Origin of the sequence: Dyella sp. AD56 (genome assembly GCF_002878475.1) — a bacterium.
Classification (GTDB): Bacteria; Pseudomonadota; Gammaproteobacteria; order Xanthomonadales; family Rhodanobacteraceae; genus Dyella.
Genome location: NZ_NRDP01000005.1, coordinates 50,497 through 65,563 on the forward strand (window position 1 = coordinate 50,497; position 15,067 = coordinate 65,563).

Sequence of the window (15,067 nt, forward strand, 5' to 3'; positions counted from 1 at the left end):
CCGCTTCATCTACCTATTTACTCACTTCTCGCTCTGATAACCACCCAGCGCCAGTTGCAACTGGATCTTCATTTCCTCGCGCAGCGACAGCGGTGCCACCACTTCTGCGTCCGGTCCGTACTTGAGCACGTCCATCAGCAGTTCCTTGGAATTGGAATAAGGCACCTGCAGCTCGTAGCGGCCGTCCGGCAGCCACTCGCCCTTCTGCTGGGAATGCCAGTGCTCATCCGCCACCCAGCGCGCTGCATGCTGCGAAAAGCGCAGCGTGGCCCAGGCCTTGGGCTTGCCTGCAAAGATGCCGTAGCTCGATGCCAGCGCGTCGTTGAGTTCTTGCTCGGGTACGTCTCGGGCGGCCTCGTCAAGCGCCTGCGGCTCGGCAATGCGATCCACCGCAAAGCTGCGCAGTGCCTCGCGGTCGTGGTCCCACACGTCGAGGTACCAGTTGTCGCGATAGTGCGTCAGACGCTGCGGCGATACACGGCGATGACTATCCGAATTGGTGGTGCGCGCGCGATAGCGGAAGCGCAGCTGCTTGCGTTCGAGCACCGAGCCGGCCACTACGCGGAACACCTGCTGGTCGAGCTTGCGCTCGCCCCAGGCAATGACGCGGATGCGTTCGATGGGCAGCGTCTTGCCGGTGCCCTGGTCGGACAGCAAGTGTTCGATGCGTGCCTTGAACGGTGCGAGCGCGCCGGCGAGTACGCCAGGCCCGCTGCGGCCGATCAGTTCGTTGAGGGCCAGCAACGCCGCCAGTTCATCGGACGTCAGCCAGAGGCCCGGCAACTCGAAACGCTCGCCTTCGCCGACCGCATAGCGGAACGCGGCATGTTCACCGCCTGCGCTCTCGATCGGCGCGCCGAGCGCGTCGCGCAGGAACGCCACGTCGCGGTAAAGCGTCGCGCGCGAGCACTCCAGCTCGTCCATAAGACGAGGCAGGGGCACGGGATAATGCGCCGACTTAAGCAGTCGGTGCAGGGTCAGAATGCGCTCGTAACGATCCATGAAATGACTTTCGACGGCTACCTCCCCGTAGCATGCGCACGGTTGGCGGAAGCCGCAAGTCCACTAGGCCATGAAATTGAGTAAGACCACGCCGCGATCACGCGCGCGTGATCTACCCTTCACGCACAGAAGACACCACGCTTATGAAACCGCGCCAATCCGCTCAAAGGGCCGACACGACGAGCCACGGACAGGCCCCCCTCCGGGCGCGGCCACGACCGCTGCCGGCCACGCTCCTTCATGTCGCAGGCTTCGACGGCTTCGGTTTGTGGATGGTGTTGGGGCTGGCGTTGGCCGTGGGGGTTTATCCAGATGGACGGGGCGATGTCCTCGTGCCGATTGCGCTCGGCACGTTGCTGATTGTGCTGGGCGTCATGGCGGCCTGTGCCCAATCGCGCTGGATGCCGCACTGGCATGGCTGGGTCATCGAAAAGGGATCAAGGCCCACGCGCGATGCCTTGATCGCGCTGGCGTGCGGCCTGCCCGTGCTTGCCGTAGCCGGGCTGGCTCGCGGGGACAATGCGTTCTGGGCCACGCGTCTTTCGGGGGCCGCCATGGCCTTGTGCAGCCTGGGCAGCCTGATCATCACCGCCTACGCGGACGCCCGGAGGCAGGCGCCGGGTATCGATCATCACCTCGCTACGCAATTGCCGCTGAGCCGGGTGGTATCCGCCACCTACGGAGGCGGGCTATGGCTTTGGCTGTGCGCCGCCGGGCAGGACACCGACCCGGCTGGCTTGCATCCCATGGCCTGGATCGTCGGCCTGCTGGTACTCGCGCTGCTGCGTGGCCTGGTGGAAAGCCTGCGTTGGCAGGCCGCCCTGCAACGGGCGCAAACCCCGCGGGGACGCCTGGAATTGCAGCCGGGGCGTTTCCTGGCCGCGCTTCTGGTTTATGCGGTGCCGTGTGTTGCCCTGCTGCTGATGAGCTTCGGGCAGGGATGGCTGGCGCTGGCCTCGCTGGCGGCGGTCAGCTGCACGGCGGGTATGGCGACCGAGCTTAGTTTGTATGATGAGGCCCTGGCAGCCTTGCCAGACAGTTCTGACGGGACTGTCGCGCGCCAGCGCTGAACACCCACATCCCCGGTTCACAAGCAGTTCAATCCGGCCCGTTAAGGTGGCGGGCTGTTACTGATTTTAACGAAAAAGGAACAATTGCAATGAAGAAAACCCTGATGGCGGGCGCCCTGCTCGCGGCGCTGGTCAGTTTTGGCGCTCAGGCCGACGACACGTCATCCAATCCGACCACCAATGGCAATCCGGCCAACAATGGCGGGTGGACGGGTTCGGGCGAATTCGGTTTCGCATCCTCCTACGGCAACTCCCGCTCGGAAAACATCAACGCCAAGCTCGGCCTGAACCAGGAAAACGATCTGTGGAAGAACAACTTCTTCCTCAACGGTCTGCGTTCCAAGGGCGAAGTGCAGGTGCAGGACCAGCAGGGCAATACCGTCGACCGCCTGACCACCACGGCCAACCGTTACGACACGGGCGCCTCGGTGGGTTACAAGCTCGATCCGCGCAGCTACATCGTGACCGCGCTTCGCTATGAGCACGACGATTTCGGCGCCAACCTGTGGCAGGGCATCGTCTCGGTGGGCTACGGCTACATCGCGCTGAAGACGGACCGCACCGAGCTGTCCTTCGAAGTCGGCCCCGGTTACAAGCGCTATCGTCCCGCCGATGTCGACCAGTCGGTCACCCAGCCGGACGGCACCACGGCGACGGTGAGGGTTCACCAGGACAGCATAAGCGAAGCGGTCGGCCGCGGTCTGGTCAACTACAAGTACCGCCTCACCGACAACACGGCGCTGGAAGACACGCTGCTGATCGAAGCAGGCTCGGACAACAAGTACTACCAGAACGACATCGGGCTGTCGGTCAGCATGACGCGCAAAGTGGCGCTCAAGCTCGGCTACCAGGTTCGCTACAACAGCGACGTCCAGCCGGGCACGCAGAGCACCGATTCGCTGGTGACCACGAACCTGCTCTACAACTTCTGAGACATGTGGGTCTGGGGATGAGTGGCGTGTGCCGCTCTCCCCTCGTCCCGCCGCCTCAGTGACCCAGCATCGGGCCGGCGCCTAGGTCGAACAAAGCTTGCGCCACGCGCTTGCCCAAGGCTTCCGCCTGATCACCTTCCGCGTCGGCCTGAGCCTGCAGCAGGCGCCCGCTGCTGACGTCGCCCACCATGCCCCGCAGGTGCAGGCCGTGCTCGGTGACAATGCACCACGCACCCACCGGTACGGTGCAGCTACCGCCCAGCGCCTGATTCATGACGCGCTCGGTGGTAACCGCCAACCGCGTCTGCGCATCGTCGAGCGCACGCAGCAACGCGAGTACGTCGGGCTGGTCCGAGCGGGCTTCGATGGCGATGGCCGCCTGACCGGGAGCCGGCAGCCAGTCCGGTGCGGCCAGTCGACTGCGAATGCGGGAGGCTAGCCCCAGGCGTTCGAGTCCCGCGCAGGCGAGCAGGATCGCGTCGTAGTGACCCGAATCGAGCTTGGACAGGCGTGTACCCACGTTGCCGCGCAGGTCGAGCAGGGTCAGGTCGGGGCGTACGGCGCGCAACTGCGCCTGCCGGCGCAAGGACGATGTGCCCACGCGTGCACCCAGCGGCAGCGCGGGAAGGTCGGCGTAGTCGTTGCTCACGAACGCATCGGCCGAATCGGCGCGCGGCAGGATGGCGGGCAAGGTGAAGCCCGGCTCCAGTTCGGCGGGTACATCCTTGAGCGAATGCACGGCCAGATCGGCGCGGCCTTCCAACATGGCCACTTCCAGTTCCTTCAGGAACAGGCCCTTGCCGCCGATAGTGGCCAGTGGCTTGTCGAGGATTTCATCGCCGCGTGTCGACAGCGGCACCAGCTCCACGATCAAGCCGGGATGAGTGATCCGCAGTTCCGCGGCGACGTGTTCGGCCTGCCAAAGGGCGAGCGCGCTCTTGCGGGTGGCGATACGCAGCGTGGTCGGTGTCATGACGGTCTCGTGGGTGTTGCGTGCAGCTTCGCCGGGGACTGCATTGTGGCGTAATTACTGTCGCGGCTGCATTAGCTATGCGGTCGCAGCAGGGACTATGCTGATGTCGGGATGGGGACAGCAAGGAGTGTTGTCATGAAGATGCGCAGGATGGTTTGCACGATCGTTTTTGCCATGTCGGGCTTCGCCGCGCTCGCGGCCCATGCAGGTATGACCGGTACAACGTTGCCCGTGCTCATGCCGGACGGACGTCCTTATACGGACCCGGATGTGACAGCGCGCGGGCTACCAGAAGCCTCGGCGTTCAATCAATCGAGTTATCCCGGCGCGTTTCCGCAGATATCTCCGGTGCGCAAGCTGACCGACGAAGGTTGGCTGGCAGCGAGCACGCATCGCGCGGATGCGGCACAACTCAATTTTCATCGCGCCTTGCGCATCAAGCCGAATGATCGTCGACTGCTCTGGGCCTATGGCTGGAGCATGATCAACCTGGGCGATCCGGCTTGTGCGATGGAAGCGTTCCAGCGCAATCTCTCGCTGCGTCCGGAACAGCGCCCGCAATGGGTGCCGATGGCCATGGCGTTGACGTATATGGCCTCAGGCCAGCACGACGTCGCGCTGGCCTGGTACCGCGCCGCTGCCGTGAGCGATCCGGTGCGCTTCGGCACCGACAACGCCACGTTGCGTACCACGTTGCATTGGACCTCGAGCGAACGGGTGTTGGTCAAGCAGTTGATTGGCTACGCTGCGCAGGGCGATGGTGCTGCCATGAGCGAACTGGCGGCGCGTTGACGTCGGCATGATGCGGTGGACGCGTCTGCGCCGCCGCATCACCCCATGCCTAATCACCCCATGCGCAGTAGCTTGCGTAGCGCCGGTAGATTGCGCCGGCTTACTTCCGGCATCAGCTCCGTGCCACCGAGCCGCGCAAGCACGCGACCGTCGGTAAGCGTCTTCAGGCCGATCAGGCGCTGGGCGGGCACCAGGCAGTTGCGGTGCAGGCGGATCAGGGTTTCGGGATAGGCCTCTTCGAGCTGGCGCAGCGAATCTTCGAGCAGCAGCTGACCGCCGCGATGCTGTACCACCACGTACTTTTCTTCCGCCAGCAGGCTGATCACGTCATCCAGCGCCACGCGCACCTGTTCGCCGCGCAACCGTCCGTGCAGGTAGCTGCCGCTGTCGCGTGGCGCATGCTGCAGGCGCTGGCGCGCGCGCTGCAGCGCTTCGTTGAGTCGTTCCAATCGAACCGGCTTCAGCAGATAGTCCACGGCGCCTAGCTCGAAGGCTTGCAGCGCATGGCCCTCATAGGCCGTGCAGAACACCACCAGCGGGCGTTTGCTGCCGGCTAGGCGCTGAGCGAGCGCGGTGCCGCTCATGCCAGGCATGTTGATGTCCAGCAGCAAAACGTCCGGCTGCAAACTGCCCATCGCCTCGAGCGCGGCCTCGCCGTCGGCCACGCTGCCGACGACGTCCACGTCGTTGCAATCACCGAGCAGCGACGCGAGGCGTGCCCGCGCAAGAGGTTCGTCGTCCACGATGAGTACGCGCATATTTTTTTACCGTGCAGGCAGTTCAAGGCGTACGACGAAGCGGTCGCCCCGCGGGCCGGAGATCACGCCTGCGCGTGGCCCGAAACGATAAGCCACCCGCCGGCGCACGCTATCCAGGCCGTGGCCATGCCCGCCGGGCGCCGGTGTGCTCACCAGTGGATTGTCGATCTCGATGACGATGCCGTCGGCCTCGCGCCGGCCACGCAGGACGACCTCGCCACCTTCGCGCAACGGCTGGATGCCATGGCGCACGGCATTCTCCACCAAGGGCTGCAGCAGCAGGCGCGGAAGCGGGAAGTCGCCGGGCAGGTCGTCCAGTTCGCGTCGCACGTGCAGGCGTTCTCCCAGTCGTAGCTGTTCGATATCCAGATAACGGTCGACCAGGACCAGCTCCTCGCCCAGCGTACCGTCGCGCGTGCTGTGCTCGCCTAGTGCGGCGCGGAATAGTTCCGAGAGATCTTCCACGCAGCGCTCGGCTGCCGTCGGATCGACCCGCACCAGCGCAGCCACCGTGTTCATGCTGTTGAACAGGAAGTGCGGCCGGATGCGCGCCTGCAAGGCAGCCACCTGGGCCTGCGACACAGCCTCCAGCCGGGTCTGCCATTGGGCCAGCAGATAGAAGTAGCGCAGCATGGCCGCACCGAGCAGCGCAGCGATAAGTGTGTTGTTGCGAATGAAATCGCCAGCGCTGTCGCGCAGCAGTTGCATCTGCATGACGCCGTCCATCCAGTACACCAGCGCGCTGCCTCCGGCCACGATCAGCACCATCGCCAGCCATACGCCTGCATACGATCCATGGCCGGGCAGGCGCTCGAACAATGGACGCAGCTTGCAGAGGGCCACGCCGATCACCACTGCCAGCCAGTCGGCAAACAACATGCCGACGGAATAGGCGCGCCACCCATGAGCATTGTTGGGCGCCAGCCACATCAGGGTCACGGTCAACGACGCCGTGATCAGCAGCGCAAAGATCACCGGCCCGCTGCAGAAATCAGGCAACGGGTGACGTTCTCTGCGCGCAGGCGCCGGTATATCGGTGGTGGACTCCCTCATGCAAAGGAGTATGCCGCATGCTTGCCAAGGCTTCCTTGCGCGCCATCGCGGGCTACACAGAGAGTGTGACCGTCAGGCCTCCAGGCGTGCGGTCATCCACTGACGCAGGTCGGCCACTTCTTCGGCACACACCGAATGCGGCATGGGATAGGTGTGCCAGCTCACCGAATAACCCAGCGACTGCAACATGTCACGCGAGCTCACGCCGCGCGTGAGCGGAACGATTGGATCGGCTGTGCCATGCCCCCAGAACACCGGCGTCTGTGCATTGGCTGCGCTGCGCTCGGCGGCGAAGGCATCCTGCAGCGGCAGGTAGGTGGACAGGGCGATCACGCCCGCCAGTTTCCCTGCATGGCGCAGCCCTGCCGACAACGCGATAGCGCCGCCCTGCGAGAAGCCGGCCAGCAGGATGCGCTCGGAAGGCACGCCGCGCTCGTTCTCGCGGGCAATCAGCGCGTCCACGTTGGCAATGGATGCACGCATGCCCGTTTCGTCCTGCCGGGAAATAAGGTCGACGCCCACGATGTCGTACCAGGCGCGCATCGGCATGCCGCCGTTCACCGTGACCGGTCGCACCGGCGCATGGGGAAAGACAAAGCGCAGCGCGGGCCAGGTGGGAGGCACCAGCTCCGGCACGATAGGAGCGAAGTCGTTGCCATCGGCGCCCAGGCCGTGCAGCCAGATCACGCTATGGCTGGGGTGGGGGGCGTTTCGATCTCAACGCTGGGTAGGGGCATGTGGGCTCGCCGGGCTTGGGGCTGCGGGAAGCATGCCTCGAAGACATGCACAAGAACCTCACCGAACGCACGGTCTGCCGCTTGGCCGACAAGGTGCAGGCCGCACGGGGGCGCCGGAGGGGCGCCGAAGTAACCGATAAGATTACCTGCCTAGGCGATCAGTTTGAACCGCGACCATCGGCGCTTGTGCTGTTTCAGAGCTTGGCTATGCTCAAACGTTTTGACTGTGGAGCCCTCCATGCGCCGAATGCTGTTCGCCGGCCTTGCCGCCTTTGCCGCGTTCCCCGCGGCGGCCCTGTCGCCCCCGTCGTCTGGCGGTCAGCTGGATCTGGAAACCATCATGGCCAATCCCGACTGGATCGGCGCCGCGGTGGAACAGCCCTACTGGAGCGTCGACGGCCGTAGCCTCTACTACTCGCTCAAGCGCGACGGCAGCAAAGTACGCGACCTCTATCGCGTAGACCCGGCCAACGGCCAGAGCGTGAAGCTCGATCCCACCGCCATGGCGCAGGCCGAAGGCCCGGCGATCTACGACCGCACGCATCGGCACGCCGCCTACGTGATGCATGGCGACATCTTCATGGTCGATCTCTCCAATGGCCGTCGCGTGCAAGTCACCCGCTCGTCCGAAGCGGAATCGTCGCCGCGCTTCTCCAGCGACGGCCGCGGCCTGCAGTACCGCCAGGGCAACAACTGGTTCGTTTACGACCTTGCCGCCGGCGTGAGCGCACCCGCCGCCGTGCTGCGTTTCACCGACGATCCGCAGGAAAAGAAGCCCGATCAGCTCAAGGACATGCAGCTGGAACTGTTCAAGTCGCTGCGTGAAAACAAGTCGGACAAGGACGCCGCGCGCACGAACGACGATGCGCTGATCGCCGCCGACCCCAGCCGCGCGCCCAAGCCGATCTACCTCGGTGAAAGTGGCGAGCCGGCCGACACCGAGCTGTCGCCCGATGGCCGCTGGATGGTCGTGGTGACCAAGCCCAAGGGCGCGAAGGAAGGCAAGCGCCCCGAGGTTACCCACTACGTCACCGAGTCCGGCTACGCCGAGCAGCAGGAAACGCGCGTCTACGTGGGTAACAACGATCCCGCGCCGCAATCGATGGTGCTGGTGGACCTGAAGTCCGCCAAGTTCTATCCGCTCAAGACGGACGGCCTGCCGGGCATCAAGGACGACCCGCTCAAGGACCTTCGCGCCAAGACCGTGGCCGCCCTGCAGAAGGACGGCAAGGCCGACGAAGCCAAGGCGCTGAAGGCGCCGGACGTGCGCTCGGTGCGCATTGTTTCCAATGCTGACGACGGCGGTGGCGGCGGCATCGTGTGGAGCGACGACGGCCAGAATGTCGCCATCCAGTTGCGCGCCATTGACAACAAGGACCGCTGGATCGCCAGTGTCGATTTCGACAAGCATGCACTGGTCAACCAGCATCGTCTGACTGACAACGCCTGGATCAACTGGAACTTCAACGACTTCGGCTGGCTCAAGGACAACCGTACGTTGTGGTACCTGAGCGAGGAAACCGGCTACTCGCAGCTCTACACCAAGTCACCCGGCGGTAAGGCCAAGTCGCTGACCACGGGCAAGTTCGAAGTGAGCCATCCGGTGCTGAGCGAGGATGGCCAGTGGTTCTACGTGCGCACCAATCAGGTGGCCCCGTATAGCTACGACGTCTATCGCGTGCCCAGCGCGGGTGGCGAACTGACTCGCCTCACGCAGTATCAGGGCATGGACGACTTTGCGCTGTCGCCCGATGGTCGCCAGCTCGCCGTGCTGCATTCCTCGCCGTACACGCTAGCGCAGCTAGCGGTACAGAGCGCCGACGGCGGTTCGCCGCGCGAGCTCACCAACACCACGAAGCCGGCCTTCACCGCGCATGCGTGGATCCAGCCGAAGATCATCGGTGTGCCGTCCTCGCACGGCGCGGGCACCATCTGGGCGAAGTACTACGGCCCGGCCGATGAAGCCGCCGCAGCTTCGCGTCCGGCAGTGATCTTTGTGCACGGTGCGGGTTACCTGCAGAACGTCACGCTGTCGTACTCCAACTACTTCCGTGAGCAGATGTTCCACAACCTGCTGGTGCAGCAGGGTTACGTGGTGCTCGACATGGACTACCGCGCGTCCGATGGCTACGGCCGTGCGTGGCGCACGGCGATCTATCGCCAGATGGGCCACCCGGAACTGGAAGACCTGCTCGACGGCAAGGCCTGGCTGGTGAAGAACCACAACGTGGACCCCAAGCGCGTCGGCATGTACGGCGGCAGCTACGGTGGCTTCATGACGCTGATGTCGCTGCTGCGGGCGCCGGGTGAGTTCGCTGCGGGTTCCGCGCTGCGTCCGGTCACCGACTGGACCAGCTACAACCACGAGTACACGTCCAACATCCTCAACGATCCCCAGCTCGATCCGGAGTCGTATCAGATCAGCTCACCGATCAACTACGCCGACAAGCTGCAGGATCCGCTGTTGATGCAGCATGGTTTGATCGATGACAACGTGCTGACCAGCGACACCATTCGTCTGTATCAGCGCTTTATCGAGCTGCATAAGAACAACTTCTGGATGTCGCTGTATCCGATGGAGCGTCATGGGTTCCAGCATCCGGATTCGTGGTACGACGAGTACCGTCGTATTGATGAGTTGTTCAATACGTATGTGAAGCCCGCGAAGCAATGATGCTTGTGCTCCCTCTCCCCTACGGGGAGAGGGTTGGGGTGAGGGGCCAATCTAGCCTCACTGTTTCTTTTCTCGCCTCAGCGCGGGTTTTAATCCAGTTTTTGCATTGCTCAGTTGTTGCGCTACTGCGACCTGGCTCGCCTGCCGCGGGCTTCCGAACTGCTGCCGCAGTCCGGGTTACTTTCTCTTGCTTGCCCAAGAGAAAGTAACCAAAGAGAAGGGCACCCCCGCTTGGCGCTGGCCGATAAAGCCGGCCAGTTCGTGAGGGGTGGCCGGGCTTTTCGACAGGGCCTCCTGCCCTGGCGAAAAGGAATCGGCATCCTTGCCGATCCCCCTGCGGGCCTGATCGTCCACCCCTCACCGCCGCACAGGGGGGCCGGGTAGATCAAAGGCTGCAAGCGCACGGCTCGTGCAGCTTCGCTGCACATCGCGTCGCGGTTTTTGCGTGAGGGTAAGAAGCGCGTGCTGCCGTAGAGCAAGATCTCTACGACGCTCGGGAAGCCACCGAAGTTATTGCCCCGCCTGCGCCGCAAAATACCTAGCCGGCGGCTGCCCAAAACTCCGCCGAAACATCGCCACAAACGCACTCACACTCGCATACCCCAACGCATCCGCCACCGCAGACACCGGCTCGCCATCCGCCAACTGTTCCAACCCACGCGTCAAACGCGCCAACTGCCGCCACTGCGCAAAACTCAATGCCGTTTCGCTGCGGAACAATCGGCTCAGGCTGCGTGGGGACAAGCCAGCCCATACCGCCCACTCCTCCAGCCCACGGTTGTCGTTGGGGTTTTCCAGCAGCGCCACGGCGATGCGGAGTGCACGGCGGTCTGTTGGCATCGGCAGGTGCAGGGGTTCGTGGCGTGCGCGGCAGATCTCTTCCAGCAACACACGGGTGATCCGTTCCTGGCTCTCGTCGAGTTCCCGCTCCCACACCCATGAGCTGGCTCGGCGCACCAGCGCGCGCATCAGCTCCGTCACGCTGATGACGCAAGGCTCGGTGGGTAGGCAGCCACATTCCTGTGGTGTGACGAATACGCCCCAGCCGCTCATGGGGCCGCTGAGGGTGACGGTGTGTTCGACACCGGCTGGCATCCAGCCGGCCCGGTGCGGTGGCAACAGCCACGAGCCCTGCGCCGTGCGCACGTGCACCAGCCCACTTTCCACGCAGTACAGCTGGCCACGCGCGTGGGAGTGCCAGCCGTATTCGCGGGTGTTCTCGCTGTACTCGCTCGAGGCTACGCCTTCGGTCCAATAGGCGATCACCGAGGGGCCATCGAGGCGCTCGATCATCGTGTGGAACTGTGTCTCGTCTTTTTCTGTTACATGGCCCATGGCCGATTCTCGACAAACTTTGACCAAATAACGCTAACAGTAATCCACCTGCCTGCTCAATCATGCTCGTCCAATTCCCACCGCTGCCGCCGCTTGCGGTGCCGAACGTGCCGTCGGTCGCGGTTCCCCCACCCGTGCCATTCCTCATGCTTGATCCGGCGCGGTCACGCCCGCACCCCGACACACGTCCTCACTGAAGCAAGCGGCGCCACCGCCCGGCGTCGAAGGGAGAGCCGACCCATGTCGATGATTGCCGTACGCATACCTACCGCCGAGACCGCCCCGCTCGAGGCGTTCGTGGCCTGTGCCCACCAGATGCTGGACCCAGATACCCCCGAAGCGGCTCGACGCGCGATGGAAACGCGGGTGCTCGCCCTGCTGCCAACTCTGCGGGCCTTGGGCGTCTTCGAGCTGTTCGAGCTGCGCGACCCCGCCCTGCGGACCTGGCTGGACGATGAGTTAAAGGAGGGAGCTCATTGAGGCAGTTCCAAATTTTGTTCAGGCAAAATCTAACCAGAACATATTTGCCTTGACAAATATATTGGCGGCAATAGAATTGCCGCTCCATGACCCCCTCATATCCCCCTACATACCCGCAGGACAGCATCGGCGTCCTCATCGGACTGGTTCGCAGCGAACTGGTCCGCAAGACGGAAGCCGAGTTGCAAGCGTCGGGCGTGGAGCTGCGCTTCATCCAGTTCCTGATCCTCAAGCGCCTTGCGCTGTTAGGCCCGATGTCAGCCAGTGAGCTAGCTCGCGCGGTGGAACTGGATGGCGGCGCCATGACTCGCCAGCTCGATCAGCTTGAAGGCAAGGGCCTGCTGCGCCGCCAGCCGCATCAGCAGGACCGTCGGGCCCTGCGTATCGAGCTGACGGCGGCTGGCGACGTCATGTGGCGACAGATGACACCGTGTAACGACCGCGTTCTGGACGCCGCCCAGAAGGCGCTGGACCCGACCGAGCGCGAGCAGTTACGCGATTACCTGGAGCGCGTGTTAGTCGCGCTCCGCGACATGAATTGACCCGTTTCATTTTTCTGGAAACCAAGCCCATGCGTCTGCAAATCCTTGCGGCAGCCACCGGCCTCTCCCTCGCGCTGGCGGGATGCGTCAGCAGCGGCGGCCTGCATCCGGAGGGCGCGCTCACCGATGCCTCTTCGCTGAAAGCCGATCGCAGCCTGTCCGGCGTTGCGCTCTCCCCTGCCGCCTGGCCCGGCAGCGATTGGTGGACCGGCCTCGGCGACCCGCAGCTGACCGCGTTGATCGCTGAAGCGCTGAAAGACAACCCCACCCTGACCGTGGCCGACGCCCGCGCCCGCCAGGCACAGGCCGAAGCTGGCGCAGCCGATGCCGACCGCGGTCCGAGTGTCACGGCTGGAGCCAACATGATTGGCCAGCGCCTGCCGCTTACCGCGGCGCCGCCGGATCTGGGCGGTGGCAAGTTCACCTGGTTCAAGGACGCCCGCGGCAGTTTCAGCTGGGGCCTCGATTTGTGGGGCGGCAAGCGCGCCGCGTGGGAAGCCGCCTTAGGCATGCAGCACGCTGCCGAGATCGAGCAGCAGGCCGCTCGCATCGAGCTGTCCACCAACGTGGCTCGCGCCTATGTGCAGCTCTCCTACGCGTATGCACAGCAGGATGTGGCCAAAGCCGAGCACGAGCGGGCCACTACGGCGCGCCAGCTAACCCAGCAGCGCGTCTCCGCCGGTCTCGATAACCAGTTGCAGCTCAAGCAGAGCGACACCGAAGTTGCCAACGCCGACCAACAAGTGGCCGCTGCCAAGCGCGCCATCGATGCGGCCCGTTCCTCGCTATCCGTACTGCTCGGCAAGGGTCCGGACCGTGGCCTCGACATCGGTCGTCCGCAGATGCTGACGCCGGGTGCGCTCACCGCACCGGCGGATCTATCGAGCGAGCTGCTTGGCCATCGCGCCGACATCGTCGCTGCGCGTTGGCGCGTGGAATCCGCAGGCAAGGAGATCAAGGTCGCCAAGACCCAGTTCCTGCCCAACGTGAGCATCAGCGCGATGGCGGGCGTGGCGGCGTTCGGCAGCATCAACCCGTTGCAGTTGCCGGCTCGCTTCTACACCTTTGGTCCGTCGCTGAGCCTGCCGATCTTCGATGGCGGCCGTCTGCGTTCCAGCCTCTCCTCGAAGGATGCGCAGTACGACGAAGCCGTGGCCCAGTACAACCAAACGCTGGTGCGCGCGGTGAACGAAGTGGCCGACGGTTACGACGCCGTGCAGTCCGCGCAGGAGCAGGTCGCCGCCCAGCAGCGCGCAGTCGATGCCGCCACGCAGGCGTGGCAGCTCTCCGAGCAGCGTTACAAGGCTGGCGTGGGCAGCTATCTGGAGGCGCTGATCGTGCGCCAGCAGTTGCTCGCCGCGCAGGAGCGCCTTGCCGCGCTGCAGTCGCAGCAGGTCGACCTGTCCGTGCAGCTCATCCAGGCCCTCGGCGGCGGCTTCCGCCCGCAAGGCGCCTCGGCCGATGTGGCCGTCCAATCTTCCTCTGATCATTCGCTTTAAGAAAAAAGGCTGCCCCCATGTCTAGCCAAACCCCGCTTGCGGCCGAGAATGCGGCCGCTCAACCCCCAAAGAGCCGTCGCGGCTTCCTGCTGCGCGCGCTTGCGGCCGTGGTGGTGATCGCCGCCATCGGCTGGGGCCTGTGGTACTTCCTCGAAGGCCGCTGGTACGAAGAGACCGACGACGCCTATGTCAACGGCAACGTCGTGCAGATCACCCCGCAGGTGCCCGGCTCAGTCATCACCATCGGTGCCGATGACGGCGACCTGGTGCATGCCGGCGACGTGCTGGTGAAGCTCGATCCGGCTGATGCCGACGTCGCACTGGAGCAGGCGCGCGCAAACCTCGCCAGCACCGTGCGTAAGGTGCGCGGTCTGTACAGCAACGTCAGCGGTGCCCAGGCCGAAGTGGCCGCACGCAAAACCGCGGTGGACAAGGCACAGGCCGACTACAACCGTCGTCGTGATCTCGCCAAGTCCGGTGCGATCTCCGCCGAAGAGCTGTCACACGCGCTGGATGCACTGACCACGGCGCAGAGCGCCATGACCACCTCGCAGCAGCAGTTGCAGACCAACAAGGTGCTGGTGGACGACACCGTCGTCGCTTCGCATCCGGATGTGCAAACCGCCGCCGCCCGCCTGCGTGGCGCCTACCTCGACGACGTGCGCACCTCCATCATCGCGCCGGTGGACGGCTACGTCGCCAAGCGTTCGGTGCAGTTGGGTCAGCGCGTGGCATCGGGTACGCCGCTGATGGCGGTGGTGCCGCTGCATGAAGTGTGGATCGACGCCAACTTCAAAGAAACGCAGCTCACCAACATGCGCATCGGCCAGCCGGTGGAAATCCGCGCCGACATCTACGGTGGCACGGTGACCTACAAGGCCACGGTACAGAGCCTTGGCGTCGGCACGGGTAGCGCGTTCTCGCTGCTGCCGGCGCAGAACGCCACCGGCAATTGGATCAAGATCGTGCAGCGCGTTCCGGTTCGCGTGTTCTTCACCGATCCGAAGCAGTTGGAAGACCATCCGCTGCGCATCGGCCTGTCGACCAAGGTGGAAGTGAACCTGCACGACCAGAAGGGCTTGCTGCTTGCCAACCAGGCGCCGACGCAGCCGGCCTTCAAGACCGACGTCTACAAGGAACAGCTGGCCAAGGCCGACGGCATGATCGCGGAGATCATCCACGCGAATATGGCGGGCGCCAGCGAAGGTCCGAAGTAATAA

The 15,067-nt window shown here is 64.4% G+C and carries 13 protein-coding genes and 1 pseudogene; 8 read left to right on the forward strand and 6 right to left on the reverse strand.

The window, feature by feature from the left end; genetic code table 11:
* Window positions 1–21: 21 nt before the first annotated feature.
* Window positions 22–1,002, reverse strand: a complete 981-nt coding sequence (locus tag DyAD56_RS04720; RefSeq protein ID WP_102301598.1) for a YafY family protein — start codon at window positions 1,000–1,002, stop codon at window positions 22–24.
* 332 nt (window positions 1,003–1,334) lie between these two features.
* Between DyAD56_RS04720 and DyAD56_RS04725 the strand changes: the two genes are divergently transcribed.
* Entirely contained in the window at window positions 1,335–2,072 is a 738-nt protein-coding gene (locus DyAD56_RS04725; RefSeq protein ID WP_146010438.1) for a hypothetical protein, read from the forward strand.
* A gap of 89 nt (window positions 2,073–2,161) precedes the next feature.
* Window positions 2,162–3,004 carry a DUF481 domain-containing protein gene (locus DyAD56_RS04730; RefSeq protein WP_102301600.1) on the forward strand — a complete coding sequence of 281 codons (843 nt, stop codon included), beginning with the start codon at window positions 2,162–2,164 and terminating at the stop codon, window positions 3,002–3,004.
* Window positions 3,005–3,059: 55 nt separating this feature from the next.
* On the opposite strand, the gene hemC is transcribed toward DyAD56_RS04730, so the two are convergent.
* Window positions 3,060–3,977 (reverse strand): hydroxymethylbilane synthase, encoded by a 918-nt coding sequence (gene hemC, locus DyAD56_RS04735; protein WP_102301601.1) that lies wholly within the window; start codon window positions 3,975–3,977, stop codon window positions 3,060–3,062.
* Window positions 3,978–4,112: 135 nt separating this feature from the next.
* Between hemC and DyAD56_RS04740 the strand changes: the two genes are divergently transcribed.
* Window positions 4,113–4,769 (forward strand): hypothetical protein, encoded by a 657-nt coding sequence (locus DyAD56_RS04740; protein ID WP_102301602.1) that lies wholly within the window; start codon window positions 4,113–4,115, stop codon window positions 4,767–4,769.
* A 53-nt stretch (window positions 4,770–4,822) separates the two neighbouring features.
* Here DyAD56_RS04740 and DyAD56_RS04745 read toward each other — a convergent pair whose 3' ends face one another.
* The 3 genes and pseudogenes from DyAD56_RS04745 to DyAD56_RS04755 all read right to left on the reverse strand — a co-directional run bounded on the left by DyAD56_RS04745 (window position 4,823) and on the right by DyAD56_RS04755 (window position 7,317).
* Window positions 4,823–5,527: a LytTR family DNA-binding domain-containing protein gene (locus DyAD56_RS04745; protein ID WP_102301603.1), complete on the reverse strand. Its 705-nt coding sequence runs from the start codon at window positions 5,525–5,527 to the stop codon at window positions 4,823–4,825.
* A 6-nt stretch (window positions 5,528–5,533) separates the two neighbouring features.
* Window positions 5,534–6,580 carry a histidine kinase gene (locus tag DyAD56_RS04750; RefSeq protein ID WP_102301604.1) on the reverse strand — a complete coding sequence of 349 codons (1,047 nt, stop codon included), beginning with the start codon at window positions 6,578–6,580 and terminating at the stop codon, window positions 5,534–5,536.
* Between the two features lie 72 nt (window positions 6,581–6,652).
* Window positions 6,653–7,317 (reverse strand): annotated as a pseudogene (locus tag DyAD56_RS04755) (dienelactone hydrolase family protein).
* Between the two features lie 238 nt (window positions 7,318–7,555).
* Between DyAD56_RS04755 and DyAD56_RS04760 the strand changes: the two are divergent.
* Window positions 7,556–9,991, forward strand: coding sequence for a prolyl oligopeptidase family serine peptidase (locus DyAD56_RS04760; protein ID WP_102301605.1), 2,436 nt, complete (start codon window positions 7,556–7,558; stop codon window positions 9,989–9,991).
* 510 nt (window positions 9,992–10,501) lie between these two features.
* Here the strand turns inward: DyAD56_RS04760 and DyAD56_RS04765 are convergent.
* Window positions 10,502–11,326 (reverse strand): helix-turn-helix transcriptional regulator, encoded by an 825-nt coding sequence (locus tag DyAD56_RS04765; RefSeq protein WP_102301606.1) that lies wholly within the window; start codon window positions 11,324–11,326, stop codon window positions 10,502–10,504.
* A 240-nt stretch (window positions 11,327–11,566) separates the two neighbouring features.
* On the opposite strand from DyAD56_RS04765, the gene DyAD56_RS04770 reads away from it, so the two are divergent.
* The 4 genes from DyAD56_RS04770 to DyAD56_RS04785 all read left to right on the forward strand — a co-directional run bounded on the left by DyAD56_RS04770 (window position 11,567) and on the right by DyAD56_RS04785 (window position 15,064).
* Window positions 11,567–11,806 (forward strand): hypothetical protein, encoded by a 240-nt coding sequence (locus DyAD56_RS04770; RefSeq protein WP_102301607.1) that lies wholly within the window; start codon window positions 11,567–11,569, stop codon window positions 11,804–11,806.
* Window positions 11,807–11,892: 86 nt separating this feature from the next.
* Window positions 11,893–12,348, forward strand: a complete 456-nt coding sequence (locus DyAD56_RS04775; protein WP_102301608.1) for a MarR family transcriptional regulator — start codon at window positions 11,893–11,895, stop codon at window positions 12,346–12,348.
* Window positions 12,349–12,377: 29 nt separating this feature from the next.
* A complete protein-coding gene (locus DyAD56_RS04780) occupies window positions 12,378–13,847 on the forward strand; it encodes an efflux transporter outer membrane subunit (RefSeq protein ID WP_102301782.1) in 1,470 nt (489 codons plus the stop codon).
* Window positions 13,848–13,864: 17 nt separating this feature from the next.
* Window positions 13,865–15,064, forward strand: coding sequence for an HlyD family efflux transporter periplasmic adaptor subunit (locus DyAD56_RS04785; protein WP_102301609.1), 1,200 nt, complete (start codon window positions 13,865–13,867; stop codon window positions 15,062–15,064).
* Window positions 15,065–15,067: the final 3 nt, after the last annotated feature.

Coding starts and splice junctions, on each gene's coding strand:
- DyAD56_RS04720 (WP_102301598.1), bottom strand. CDS start 1,002: ATGGATCGTTACGAGCGCATTCTGACCCTGCACCGACTGCTTAAGTCG.
- DyAD56_RS04730 (WP_102301600.1), top strand. CDS start 2,162: ATGAAGAAAACCCTGATGGCGGGCGCCCTGCTCGCGGCGCTGGTCAGT.
- hemC (WP_102301601.1), bottom strand. CDS start 3,977: ATGACACCGACCACGCTGCGTATCGCCACCCGCAAGAGCGCGCTCGCC.
- DyAD56_RS04740 (WP_102301602.1), top strand. CDS start 4,113: ATGAAGATGCGCAGGATGGTTTGCACGATCGTTTTTGCCATGTCGGGC.
- DyAD56_RS04745 (WP_102301603.1), bottom strand. CDS start 5,527: ATGCGCGTACTCATCGTGGACGACGAACCTCTTGCGCGGGCACGCCTC.
- DyAD56_RS04750 (WP_102301604.1), bottom strand. CDS start 6,580: ATGAGGGAGTCCACCACCGATATACCGGCGCCTGCGCGCAGAGAACGT.
- DyAD56_RS04760 (WP_102301605.1), top strand. CDS start 7,556: ATGCGCCGAATGCTGTTCGCCGGCCTTGCCGCCTTTGCCGCGTTCCCC.
- DyAD56_RS04765 (WP_102301606.1), bottom strand. CDS start 11,326: ATGGGCCATGTAACAGAAAAAGACGAGACACAGTTCCACACGATGATC.
- DyAD56_RS04770 (WP_102301607.1), top strand. CDS start 11,567: ATGTCGATGATTGCCGTACGCATACCTACCGCCGAGACCGCCCCGCTC.
- DyAD56_RS04775 (WP_102301608.1), top strand. CDS start 11,893: ATGACCCCCTCATATCCCCCTACATACCCGCAGGACAGCATCGGCGTC.
- DyAD56_RS04780 (WP_102301782.1), top strand. CDS start 12,378: ATGCGTCTGCAAATCCTTGCGGCAGCCACCGGCCTCTCCCTCGCGCTG.
- DyAD56_RS04785 (WP_102301609.1), top strand. CDS start 13,865: ATGTCTAGCCAAACCCCGCTTGCGGCCGAGAATGCGGCCGCTCAACCC.